Below are 12,845 nucleotides of genomic sequence, written 5' to 3'. Positions count from 1 at the left end.
TTCCTTATGAAACGTATACGAGCAGCCAGCTTCATCGCATCCCTTTCCCTCGCGGGCCTCAGCTCAATCGCAACCGATGGAGTTGGACAGGAAAAAACAGCTCCACCTGCCAAACCGCAACAAGCGGCGGTGACCGCACAAATCGATATCGAAGACGCCCCCGCCGCCAAGAAAGAAGGGAAGTGGATTCCGCTCCTTGAGAAGGATTCTCTCGAAGGATGGGAAGCAACAAACTTCGGTGGTGAAGGAGCGGTCGAGATCAAGGATGGTGTGTTGACGTTGGGCCGAGGTGATCCCCTCACGGGCGTCCACACCAAGAAAAAGGACTTGCCAACCGATCGATATGAGATGCGATGGAAGGCACGGCGAACAGATGGAACCGACTTCTTTGCTGGCGTCACCTTTCCCGTCGGCAAGGAGCATTGCTCGTTTATCTGCGGTGGTTGGGGAGGTGGATTGGTTGGGATCAGTAGCATCAATGGAAACGATGCCTCGGAGAACGAGTCCTCCAGCTTCCGAGATTTTAAGAACGGGAAGTGGTATTCCTTTCGCATCCGAGTGGAAAACAAAGTCTTGAAGGCATGGATCGACGAGGAAGAGGTCGTGAGCGTGGATCGCGAAGGAAAGAGTTTCTCCGTTCGCGCCGAAGTGATGTCCTCGCGCCCGTTGGGTTACTGCGCCTTTCAGTCGGTGACCGAAGTGAAAGAATGGGAATACCGCGTCCTGGACTAGATGCAGGCACGCGTCACCCAGCTGTTTTATCCTACAGTTTTAGCCGACAGTATCAGCTGACACCAGCAACCGGAACGCGCTCTCGTCCGGTTCTCTTGGATCCGACAGGAGTGATGGAATGATCTTGACATCGTTCGGTCAGATTTGGATGGTGGTGCTCGCAAGTTAGCTAAGTGGACGATTGGTGGTTATTCGTTGTGAATTGACGTCGGGCCTTTGTAGCTTGATTTCCGAGGATATTGCAGATGGCAATTCACCGAACAGCATGGATCGATACCGCCGCCACTCTTCACGAGTCTGTGGAGGTAGGGCCGAACGTCGTCATTGATGGTCCTGTCAAAATTGGAGCGAATTGTCGATTAGGTCCTTCGGCGGTCGTTCTCGGAGAGACCGAGATTGGCGAAGGCTGCCTGATTCATTCCCACGCGGTGATTGGCGATGTGCCGCAGGATCAAAAGTTCGGGGCGAGTTCTACACGATGTTTGATCGGGAATCGCTGCGTCATCCGAGAGGGAGTCACGATTCATCGGGCTTCGATTGCTGGAGGCGCGACCGTGGTCGGAGACCAATGTTACCTCATGACGAACTCCCACGTCGCACACGATTGTGTCTTGGAAGAGGGAGTCACCCTCGTGAGTGGGGCGCTCCTGGGCGGGCATGTGCATGTCGGCAAGCGGGCGATCATCGCGGGCAATTCAGGCGTACATCAGCACGTTCGGATCGGTGAATTGGCGATGGTTGCTGCGGTCGCCATGATTAGTCAAGACGTTGCACCGTTCACGCTCACGAACCACGCTGGGGAGATTGTTGGACTCAACAATATCGGTCTTATGCGAGCTGGATTCACCCCGGCGGAAAGGTTGGAGCTCAAGTCGTTGTTCAAGCTTATCTACCGATCGGACATGCCACGAACGCAGGCCCTCGAGATTGCCACCGAACTTGCAACCTTCGAGTCGGCAAATCGGTTTCTCGATTTCTTTGCAGCCGAATCCCATCGAGGAATTCGCCGACTTCGGGTTGTCGGTAGCCGTGCTGCTTAGGTTTTTCCTTCGCCGATAACAGGCAATGGTTGATTGGAGAGTTGCGAAAGCTCCTGTAGGACGCTGGCAGCTTTCCCCGAATCGATCGCTTGCTGCGCTTTGGCCACGCCGTCGACCAGAGAGTGCGTATGCTCGCTTACCCAGAGAGTCGCCGCCGTATTGGCGACGACGATATCGCGTTTGGGACCTTTCTCTCCGTTGAGGATTCCCCGAATCGCATCAGCGCTTTCTTTGGGGCCATCGACAATCAGATCGTCGACGCGGATTGGGGCAAGCCCGAACGACTGCGGAGTCCAAGTCGTTTGGGTCAGCATTCCGTAAGCAATATGTTGCACCTGAGTCGGCGCGCTGAGGGTGACTTCGTCCATTCCGTCTTCCCCTCGAACGACGATGGCGGCTCGAACGGGAAGTTGCAGGAGAGCGGCAGCGATCTTGGTCTGCAGATCTTCTTTGCCGACACCGATGATTTGGAACGGGGCGCTAGCGGGATTGCAGAGGGGGCCCAAATAATTGAACAAGGTGGGGACGCCGAGCGATTTGCGAACTTCCGATACATGTTTCATCGCTGGATGGAGTTTGGGAGCGAAGCAGAAGCAGAGGCCGAGCGACTCCAAGCATCGTTCCACTGTTTCTCGCGCAGCATCGATATGGACTCCGAGTTCGCTGAGCACATCGGCCGATCCCGTCGCACTGGTGATCTTGCGGTTGCCGTGTTTGGCGATCGATGCCCCTGCAGCAGCCGCGACGATCGCTGTGGCAGTCGAGATATTGAAGGTCCGAGCCCCATCGCCGCCGGTGCCGCAGGTATCGACCAAATCCGTGCGTTGAGTTCGGATCGGGGTCATCATCATCCGCATGGCGCGCGCGGCTCCGACCAACTCGCTGACCGCTTCCCCTTTCTCCCGCAGAGCCAGGAGCAATTGGCGAATGAGATCGTCCTCGACACGGCCGGCCAGCATCCAAGTAATCGCGAGTTGCATCTGATCCGCGGTCAAATCCGACTTTCTGCGAACGATTTCCAAGTAATCTTCGAGCATTGATGGGATGCAGGTAAGAGAATCGGCTAGTAACTGACGGCTAAGTCACGTAAAACATTAGGTTTGCGTAACGGTACGAGTTGAATTCCTCGAACGGTTTTTGTCCAGCATGGCAAGAAAAGTAATCATCGATTGTGATCCAGGGATCGACGACGCCGTCGCGCTCATCATGGCCCTGTGCGACCCTCGTCTGGAGGTGGTCGCGATCACGACTTGCGGCGGGACCGTCGAATCCGATCGTTGCACGCAGAATGTGTTAGGGCTCCTTGAACGGCTGGATCCTCCTCGGCTACCCCGTGTGGGAGGAGGGACAGATCCCGAGGATGCTCCTGTGTCGGACAATCGATTTCTTCACGGTGAAGATGGCGTGGGAAACGTAGGGTTCTCTCCCGTCCAGCGACAGCACTTGATGCACAGCGAAAAGCTGATCGCGGATCGAATCAAAGCCGACCCTGAGAATGTCAGCGTGCTTTGCCTTGGCCCCCTCACCGGTTTGGCCCGCGCCTTCGCGCGAGACCCCTCCATCGTCGAGCAGGTCGACAAGGTCATCATGGTGGGTGGAGCGACCAATGGCATCGGCGATGTCACGGCCGCAGCTGAATTCAATATGCACTTCGATCCGACCAGCGCATCGACCATTTTCCGCTCGCCGACAACGAAGACCTTGATCCCACTCGAGATCGCACATCAAGTCACTTTCGATTTCAATCTCCTGGATTGTCTGCCTCCCAAGTACACTCGGGCAGGCGGGATGCTGCATGCGATGATTCCGCACTTGTTCCGAAGCTATCGTCAACATCGAGCCCAAGAGACGATCGCGCTCAATGCTGTGCTCGGAGTCGCCTATCTGGTTGAGCCCATGCTATTCGGTTCGGAAGAGTACTCGGTCGAAGTCGAGGAGCTGGGGGAACTGACACGCGGGGCGACGATCATCGACCGGCGTCCTTACGCGAACAAGCATCGTGGGATGGAGGTCATTACCAAGGTGGATGTCGAGGCGGTGAAGGATTGCGTGATCAACGGATTGAAATTCGCTGGTCAATGCACAGGAGGCGATTGACGTGACGCGATCGCGGATCGGTCCTTTGGCATTGGAGGCACCGCTGGGGGGCCCGAACAGCCATATCTATCGCGCGATCCACGTGCAGCAGCGTTCGCAAGTGGCCGTTCGCGTCTTCTCCATGCCCATGGGCATGACGCCGGAGAGCAAGCAGGAGTTTGCTGCCAACCTCGACAAAATCAAAGCGCTCAAACATCCAGGGATCGTCCGTTGTTACGGAGGCGGGTTCGACGCCAAAGACGCGTATCTGGTCTACGAATTGGTCGAAGGGGAATCGCTCGATCAAGCGTTGGAGCGGCGTGATCGATTGCCATGGGAAACCGTTCTCGATTACGGACTGCAGCTTTGCGAAGCCCTTCAAAGAGCCCACGAGGCAGGTTGGATCCACGGACGTATCCGTCCCGATAAAGTACTCCTGACCCTCGGCGGAGAGGTCGCCAAACTGAATGAAGTGTGGGAGGGACCGGCCGCGACCCACCCCCCTAGCCCCGAGGACTTGACCTACCAATCCCCCGAACAAGTCGAGGGGAAAGGAAAGCTCGAGGTCGCTTGCGATTTGTATTCCCTCGGTGCAACCCTTTATCATGCGCTCACCGGCAGGCCCCCGTTCACGGGCGCGAACGCCGGGATGGTTCGGCAAGCGGTCTTGGTGCAAGAAGTGGAACCGGTGGCCGCCCAAGTTTTCGATTGCCCGGTCTGGCTCAGCGCCATCGTCGAGCAATTGATGAACAAAGACCCCCTCAAGCGCCCCTATTCCGCAACAGCCGCGTCGCTCGCTCTTCGCGAAGCCCAGAAAAGGGCAGCATCTGGGGCCGGTGTGGTGCAACATGCTGTTTCAGGCTTCAGCCCGCTGCAAATGAACGTCGACAAAGACGAAGCGGAAAAGGTCCTGGGACGCAAGAAGAAGAAAAAGCGCACGCGGCGCGACGACGAATACGACGATTCTCCGGCGTTGCTTGAAAGACCGCTGGTCCTCTTTGGAATCTTGCTCGTCATCGTTGCTGCCATCGGTTACTTCCTCATGCCCCTCAGCGAGAAAACGCTTCGCTATCGCGCCGAACTCTTCCTCGCGCAAGAAGACGTGGGTTCTCTCAACGAAGCTCGCGATCGATACTTGATACCGTTGATCGAACGGTTTCCAGACAGCGAGTCGGCGACTTGGGCTGAAGAGAGGTTGATCGAAATCGAAATGGTCAACGCAGAGCAAAAGATGCAAAGCAATCGAAGGTTCGGACGGGAACCATCGAGCGAAGGAGAACGCAAATTTGTCGAGGCAAATCGATTCGAACAATTCGGGGATCGAGTCACCGCGCTCGACAAATACAAGGCGATCGTCAGTCTTCTCAAGAACGAGGAGAAAGAACGCCCCTTTGTAAACCTGGCAAGACGACAGATTGACAAGATCGAAAGCAGTCCACCCGATGCTGACGAACTCCGCCGTTTCCTACAAGAGAAACTCAACGAAGCGGACAAGCAATACGGCAACGGGGATCTGCTGAGTGCCAAGCAGACTTGGGAAGGAATCGTCAGTTTGTACAACGGAAACAAAGAAATGCTTTCCCTCGTCGAACGTGCCCAAGGGCGGCTGGAGAAGCTAAAGGATTAGCTTCACGCGAACAGATTTCTATTCCTCCTCGTTGGGATGATACCTCTATGTTGTTCAACCTGAGTCGACGCTCCGAGCGAAAGCCAGCGATCTATCGACTTCTCATGCTAGCGCTCCTGGTCGGTTGGATCGGGTGCGCTCCCAACTCCGCGTCGAAGAATCCCAGCGATCCGAACTCCGATAAGACCGAAGAGAACACCGGTGCAGCGACTGGTTCCGGGGAGAAGAAGGGGATCGAGGACGCATCGGTGCCTGGAGACGGATCGAGTTCCGCAACCCCCAGCCAAGCCGGTTCCTCCGCTGGGCCGTCCGCCGCTGGTCCGTCCGCCGCGCCGTCGGTTCCCCCCTCGGCCGACTCCGCTGCGTTGAAGCGTTTGATCGAGCAGTGCATCGCGACCTACCAAACGTTGAAGTCCTATGAAGACGAAGGAGTGCTGCAGCTTTCCATTCCTTATCCAGACAAACCGCTTGTTCAGACAAGGCCTCTCGCCGTAGCTTTCGAACGACCAAGGAAGCTTGCGCTCCGGACGCCGCAGTTGCGATCGAGTTGGAAACCGCAAACGTTTGAGTCCATCGCTGGCGACGACGACTTCAAGCCGTTTGAGAATCAGCGCGTCGTTCGCCCCCTGCCCGATCGCGTTACTTGGAGTTGGTTGCTCGACGATCATTTAGGAGTCCTCCTCAATCGGAGAGCTTGGGGAATCCCTATCACGATCGAATTGCTTCTCGCGGGAACTCCTCTGCAGGATTGGCTGGATCAAGGCGAGTTTCGAAAGCTGGAGGACGACACGTTCGACAGCGTCCTATGCACACGAATCGAAGTCCTCTTGGAGAAAAGACCCTTCGTGCTTTGGATCGATGGGAAAAGGAACCTGATCCTTCGCGTGGAGATGCCGATCGAAACGGTCTTTCCCCTTCCCCAGCCGCTCCCGGAGAATCTGGATCGATCCAAGTGCCAATTTACGATCGATTTGGTGAATGCGCGGATCAACCATGCGATCGATTGGAGCGGGTGGGCATTGCCCGAAAGCAACTCCGATTTGCTCGTGCGTCGATTCGTCGATCCACCCCTGCGCAATATCCCGAAGGAGCTTGGTACCAAACCCAAACCGGTATTGCTCCGAGGTCCGGCCAACCAAGATGTTTTGGACACGTCTGCGAGGGCCAAAAGGATAACGGTATTGCATTGGATCGATGACAGTGAGACCAGCCGCGCGTTTATCGATAACGTCTATCAGTTTCAAAAGAGTCTTCAAGAGCGAGGGCTCGCTGCATTCTGCGAAATCTGCTTGATATCCGATAAACCAGCGGATCGGATGGCGGTGACGATGAAATCGTGGAATTGCGATCTGCCTATCGCGATCGAGAGCAACGGGGAGTTGGGCGGGCAATGCGGAGTCACGAATTACTTGACCAGCGTGATCCTCGGACCGGATGGGTCGATCCAATCGATCGACCCAGTCACCGATTTCGGAATGTTGCTCAGCAAGGTTCAATCCGTCCAGGAGGGAGAGGATCTGGCGAAGCGATTCTTGAAAGTCGCCGTGGATGATGAGGCGCGGTATGCCTCCCGGCTGCATCGCAATGTGTTAGACAAAGAGCAAATCGGCAGGATGAAGCCCGAGCATCAAGAGATCGCTCCCTTCCCCTTGAGCTTTCACAATATCGCGCTTGATTGGCGCACTGCATTAGAACATCCGACCGTTTCGGCAGCGGGTGAATGGTTTCCCAATCAATCGATCTCCTCGTATCTGCGAGCGGAATCCTTGTTCGAAAAACCGGACAACGCATACCGACTCGCTACCTTGCTAGATGACCAAGGAAAGATTTGGAGCGTCGATCAAGCTGGAAAGAAGACGATGATTTCGAGCGTTTCGATTGCGCAGGCGACGGATGCCAAACGAATCCACGTCCTGACCGATCCGTGGACCCATCATTACGTCGCGATCATCCCCGAGGGCTTGCCCCGATTCTGGTATTGTGTTTCGCCGGTCAGTTCGACGCCCAGCTGGACTCCGACCGATGCGGCACAGATCCCGTTGGATGCTGGAGAGTCGGCCATCGGAGCCGCTTGGGCGTGCAAAGAGGGGGTACCGATTTTGTGCATCATCACCGACCGTCAACGCTTCTTGCAACTCAATCCTGCCACGACGAAGCTCGACATCTCCCGCTCGACATCCAGTTCCTCAACCTCATCGATCGTCGGTGTTGTTCCCAAGGTCGATGCGAAGGGGATTTTCGAATCCTGGAAGACGACTTGGTCCGATCGCGCGGTCCAAGACATTCCGACCCTTTCCCAGGCACCCGATTCGGGTGCGGGTGCGATCGCGGGAGTGGAGACCGATGAGTTGGCGTTCATCCCGGAAGTTGGGAACTGGGTCTGGGGTAAGGGGGCTGCCGAGTCCTATTTGGTGGGGTTGGAGAAAATGCTGAGCGGCGAGACCGGAGCGGTATTGATGAACCGACAGTATCAGCCATTGTTTCGACAAGTTCTTTCGGTTCGTCCTGAACAATGCAAACTCCTCGCCGCGACGCAGACGAGCCAAAGCAAATTCTACTGGCTCGCGACCGCCCCCAATCGCGTGTTGCATCTTCAATCGGTCGATGCCATTCCCGACCAGATGTCGTTTGGAAAAAGAGTCTATGGCGCGACTCTTTTAGCCGATGGCCAGAAGCTGCGAATGGTCGTGGTCTTAGAGGATGAGGTCAGTTGTTGGACGTTGGAGGAGATCGACGCAAAACCATGATCGAACCGAGACGGTATGAAGAAGAGGATCCACACGCGATTTTCGTCTATGGCACCTTGAAGCGGGAGCAACTGCGTGGGAGTCTTTGGCCTCGACCCGCGATTTCCATCACCCCCGCCATTGCCGTTGGAACGCTCTATGATTTGGGGTCTTATCCGGGCTTGGTGGAGGGAGACAATTTGGTATTGGGGGAAGTCTGGCGATTCCATCCCGAGGATCTGCAGGAGACGTTGGTGGTGCTCGATCGAATCGAAGGGTTCGATCCGGTCAAGAACACAGGGGAATACGTTCGGCGAGTGATCCAGGTCGAGACCCTCGCAGACCTTGCCCCTTCCGATGCGGTTTGCGAACCCCCGTCCCAATCCTTGGCGACCTGGACCTACTTCTACAATGAACCACATCGACTCGCATCCGCCAGACGGATGGAGGTCTGGATGGAAGCGGGAGGGTACTGGGTCTGCCAATGGCCCGATCCGATGTGCAAGGTCCCTCGCAGTTTTGCCGAAGAGTGAAGGAATCGAGCTAGGACTGCAAGGTGCCGAACCAGTACAATACAAACGAGTGAAATGATGACCACGGCTTCGTCCCCCCCCGCTCGATCGAACCATCGAATTGCTAGAGATAGACCCACCATGCAACGATCCTTCCGAACCATTTCTGAAGCAGTCACGACTCGTCCGATTGCACGCGCGCGATTCGCGGCCCTCCTAGCAATTGGCCTTTGGTTCCAACCGACCTCGCTGATTCCTTCCCACGCGACCGCGATCGGCCAAGATGCCGAAGCGAAAAAGCCACCGCAAGTCGTCATTCCCGAGCAGAAGCCGGGGGAGGTGGATTTTGACAAAGCCATCCAGCTTCGTCTTAACGTTCAAACTTTGGAACAATTGAACGAAGTCATCGAACTGACCGACTCGGCTCTCAAAAAGGGATTGAGCGCCGGGAGCGAAGAATCGGCCAAGGTCTTCCTGGCATCCGCTTACAAGCAACGCGTTGAAATTTCGATGCGTCAATTGATGCAGGGGCCACGCAATCGCGCGACCGTAAGCAAATTGCTCGGCGAACTCCTCGACGATCTAACCACGTCCATCGAGCTGGATCCCGGGTTGGTGGAATCGTATTTGATCAAAGTCGCAATCCTTCGCGATCGACAAGAATTTGGTGAAGCGCTGGACGTGATCAACGCTGGGATCGCCGAATTGGAGCCCCGTCTAGAACGGAATGCAAAGAGCGCAGCGTTTCGCGAGAATCTCGCCAAACTCTATATCACCCGCGCAACCCTTCAGGATGAGCCGGCATCGCAAGTCGCCGATATGGAAAAGGCAGTCGAGACCAACCCGGCCGACCCGAACATCGTCAAACAACTCCTTGCACTTTTGGAAAGTCAACAGAAGTTCGATAAACTCCTGGCCGTTCTCGATATGGCTTTGGAGTACAACCCCGATACTCTGGATTTATTGCTAAGCAAGATCACCGTCCTGCTGCGTCTGGACAAGTCCGAGGAGGCGATGGCATTCAGCACGCTGTCCATCGACCAGAGCACCAACGATGAAGTGAAAGCGGGATTGCTTCGACAGCGTTCGCTACTCCATCAAATCGCTGGAAATAAGGAGCTCGCCAAAGCGGATCTCGACGCCTCCCTGGAACTCGCCAAAGACAATATCCCGTCGATGCTCCTTCGGGCGAGATTGTCGGTCGAGATGGACAACATGGAGGAGGCCAAAAAGGATATCCAAACGATCTTGGACCTCGACGAACAGAATGCAGATGCGATATTGCTTCGCGCGGACATCGCTTCGGCGAGTGAAGAGTTTGACGCTGCGATTACCGACTACCGCTCCTTGATCGCGCGGGTTCCTGCCGGGACTCCACAACGCGAAGAGCTGCTGATGAAGCTGGGCCTCGTCTTTTGGCAAAGCAATCGGCATAGCCAAGCCCTTCGCATTCTGGACCAAGTCATTCAGGCCAACGATGCCAACTGGCAAGCCCATCGTTTGCAAGGCGAGATTTTGCTGAGCCAAGGGGAACATGCAGACGCCGTGGTCGCCTACGAAAAGGCCCTTAATTTGATGCCCGAGGCGGTGAATAGCGAGATTCGTTCGTCTCTCCTCAACAACTTGTCATGGCTGCTCGCAACCAGCCCTCTCGACGACGTCCGCGATGGGAGCCGTGCTCTGGAACTGGGCCTTCAAGCCTGCGAGCTTACCCAGTACAGCCAAGCCCACATCCTCAGCACCCTCGCTGCAGCTTATGCCGAGCAAGCCAACTTTGAAAAGGCGATCGAGTTCTCCGAGAAAGCGGTCGAGCTTGGCCGCAAAGATGGAAACGAACAGCTCGAGCAATTGGAGGAAGAGCTGAAGAGCTATCGCGATAAGAAGCCTTGGCGAGAGAAGCAGGAAGCCAAGCCGGAAGTGAAGCCAGACGCGAAGCCAAAGGCTGCGATTCCACTCCCATCGGGAACGGGAACTTGATCGAACTGGCCCAAGTGCTCCCTCCGAGCGAGCACGAGTTGTTCCATGGCGCTCGACAAAACTACCCGTCGCGCGCTATCCGAATTCGCGATGACCGAATTGAGACGGGGCTACCGTTCGAGACCGAACAAGTCCCTTGGTATGCACGTGGCCGATGGCTCAGCGATTTCCAGGTCCGACCCGCGACTTTCTTAAACTACGGCATCGCGGACTATTACATCCAGGACGCAGGCTCCTTTCTGCCCATCGCGCTGCTCGATCCCAAACCAGGCGAATGGATTCTCGATCTCTGCGCCGCACCGGGTGGGAAAGCATCCGCGATTCTCGAGGCCATGCAGGGAAGCGGCCTGCTCGTCGCCAACGAAACGATACGGGGTAGATTGGATTCTCTCCAGTACATGCTCGCGAGAACGGGGCATGCCAACTACGTCGTTTCCAATCAAGATCCCGAGGATCTGTCGCAGGCCTTGTCCGGGCGATTCGATGCCATCCTCGTCGACGCTCCTTGCAGCGGACAGATGCTGGTCGCGCGCGATAAGCGTGATGAAAACGCTTGGTCGCAAAAGCAAGTCCTTCATAGTGCGAAGCGGCAAAACCGGATCCTCGATGCCGCCGTGCGGATGTTGAAACCGGGAGGAAGGCTGGTCTACTCGACATGCACCTTCGCCGTCGAGGAAGACGAAGACCAGCTTTCACGACTGACAACAACCTGGCCAGGAAGATTCGAGCCGCTCGAATCGGTAGGCCTGACCCCATGGCAATCTCCCCTGGCGAAGGGATGTTATCGGCTATGGCCGCATCGCGATCGATGCGCGGGAGGTTTCGCCGGCGGTCTGGTGTTGAAGGATTCCGCGACCGACTGGGAAGAGGGTGGCAACGGCGAACGCAAGCGAGTTGCCAAAGGAAAGGGACTCCGAGGGCATCCCAAAGAAGAGCGCGACGTCCTCCAAACCATCGCACCCATGGGAGACCTGTCGAGCGATTTGGAATTACGGCTCTGGAGCGGCGAACTATCCGCGGCCTCTTCGGATGTTTGGCGACTGCTAGACCGCTTTCATTGGTTGGGTGCCCCGATGACCGCCGCGTATCGAAAAGGAACGCGTTGGCTCCCCTCCCATGCCTTGGCCATGTTGCGCCCCACGTGGTTCCAACCCAAGCGATCGGTCGAATTGGATTCGGACCGGGCAAGCGTTTATCTGCGAGGGGAAGTCGTCGCGCTACGAGGGGAGTCGCCAGACCTTGGGATTGGAGTTCGGTCCGCCGAGGAACCTGGGGAGGCGGAAGGAGACGGTTGGCATGTCGCGCGGTGGCGGAATTGCCCGATGGGATGGGCGAAAGGCGTCAGCAATCGATGGAATAATCATTTGCCCGCGTGGGCGGTGATGAACTCGATCGAGGATCGCACGTAGTTCACGACGAAGATTTCCACCGGATCGTTGACGGCCCTTTCCCAGACGAATAGAGTGGAGAGGAGTCGAATCGGATTCTTCAAGGGCATTGTTTGTGTTTTCAAACCGCATTCTAACGATCTTGGTCCTCCTGATTTATGGAGTACCCGCTGCGATGGGGCCGCATTGGCACCATCACGATCGTTCTTGCCAGCACGTCGATGCGCCAGGCGCTACCAACGCTTGTTCGCAGTCGGATTCCCACGGAACGTGCCACGAAGATTCCGATAGCTCTGTCAAAGCGACCGCGAACCATTGCTGCTGCCATCGCGAATCCCCCTACCGAAAAGGGGTGGTGACTCAGGAACATCGATCCGATAACTCCCATTCGTCGCAATCCGTTTCCGAGGGAACTGGCAGTGCCGATGGATGGTCAGGGGCACCGGAGGATTGTGGGCTCTGCGCGATCTGTTTGCATCAAGCACAAAGCCCATTCGCGGGAGCGTCTATCGCATTGGATGGCGTCGCGTATCCTGTTTTCACCATCGATTCGCGCGCGGACTCCGCCGATTGTCTCGCCCCTTCTTTACTTCGAGCTCGCGCCCCACCCGCTATCGCCACCTGCTCTTAGGTCGCGCGAATCGCTTCTCGATATTTCTGCCTCCATGAGTCCTTCACTGGATTGTGCTTCGTCAAAGTACAAACCATTTCAGTGACACGCATGGGAGACACTCGCTTCGGCCGCTAGGGCATCGACCTCTGGACCT

10 protein-coding genes are annotated in these 12,845 nt (G+C 56.3%); 9 read left to right on the top strand and 1 reads right to left on the bottom strand.

Annotated features, from left to right (window positions below; all coding sequences use genetic code 11):
* Positions 1-6: 6 nt before the first annotated feature.
* Together SH467x_RS08340 and lpxA are read left to right on the top strand one after the other, a co-directional pair.
* A complete protein-coding gene (locus SH467x_RS08340; RefSeq protein ID WP_482370815.1) occupies positions 7-732 on the top strand; it encodes a 3-keto-alpha-glucoside-1,2-lyase-like domain-containing protein in 726 nt (241 codons plus the stop codon).
* 245 nt (positions 733-977) lie between these two features.
* Complete coding sequence (lpxA, locus tag SH467x_RS08335) at positions 978-1,772, top strand: acyl-ACP--UDP-N-acetylglucosamine O-acyltransferase (protein WP_482370814.1); 795 nt, start codon at positions 978-980, stop codon at positions 1,770-1,772.
* Here lpxA and trpD read toward each other — a convergent pair.
* A complete protein-coding gene (gene trpD / locus SH467x_RS08330) occupies positions 1,769-2,809 on the bottom strand; it encodes an anthranilate phosphoribosyltransferase (RefSeq protein ID WP_482370813.1) in 1,041 nt (346 codons plus the stop codon). The genes lpxA and trpD overlap by 4 nt on opposite strands.
* 109 nt (positions 2,810-2,918) lie before the next feature.
* Between trpD and SH467x_RS08325 the strand changes: the two genes are divergently transcribed.
* The 7 genes from SH467x_RS08325 (at position 2,919) to SH467x_RS08295 (ending at position 12,709) form a co-directional block, all read left to right on the top strand.
* Complete coding sequence (locus tag SH467x_RS08325; protein WP_482370812.1) at positions 2,919-3,869, top strand: nucleoside hydrolase; 951 nt, start codon at positions 2,919-2,921, stop codon at positions 3,867-3,869.
* A gap of 1 nt (position 3,870) precedes the next feature.
* Positions 3,871-5,475 (top strand): serine/threonine protein kinase, encoded by a 1,605-nt coding sequence (locus SH467x_RS08320; protein ID WP_482370811.1) that lies wholly within the window; start codon positions 3,871-3,873, stop codon positions 5,473-5,475.
* A gap of 47 nt (positions 5,476-5,522) precedes the next feature.
* Complete coding sequence (locus SH467x_RS08315) at positions 5,523-8,222, top strand: hypothetical protein (protein ID WP_482370810.1); 2,700 nt, start codon at positions 5,523-5,525, stop codon at positions 8,220-8,222.
* Complete coding sequence (locus tag SH467x_RS08310; RefSeq protein WP_482370809.1) at positions 8,219-8,734, top strand: gamma-glutamylcyclotransferase family protein; 516 nt, start codon at positions 8,219-8,221, stop codon at positions 8,732-8,734. Before SH467x_RS08315 ends, SH467x_RS08310 begins: the two co-directional genes overlap by 4 nt.
* A gap of 120 nt (positions 8,735-8,854) precedes the next feature.
* A complete protein-coding gene (locus SH467x_RS08305; protein WP_482370808.1) occupies positions 8,855-10,690 on the top strand; it encodes a tetratricopeptide repeat protein in 1,836 nt (611 codons plus the stop codon).
* Entirely contained in the window at positions 10,687-12,099 is a 1,413-nt protein-coding gene (locus tag SH467x_RS08300) for a methyltransferase RsmF C-terminal domain-like protein (protein ID WP_482370807.1), read from the top strand. The genes SH467x_RS08305 and SH467x_RS08300 overlap by 4 nt, the downstream gene beginning before the upstream one ends.
* A gap of 94 nt (positions 12,100-12,193) precedes the next feature.
* On the top strand, positions 12,194-12,709 hold the full coding sequence (locus tag SH467x_RS08295) for a hypothetical protein (protein ID WP_482370806.1): 516 nt from the start codon (positions 12,194-12,196) through the stop codon (positions 12,707-12,709).
* The last annotated feature ends 136 nt before the right edge of the window (positions 12,710-12,845 follow it).

It is taken from the genome of Brakhagea slesvicensis (genome assembly GCF_052161625.1).
Lineage (GTDB): Bacteria > Planctomycetota > Planctomycetia > Pirellulales > Pirellulaceae > JBKCUI01.
The sequence above is the reverse complement of the archived record's forward strand: the minus strand, read 5'-3'. Positions and strand labels throughout refer to the sequence as shown.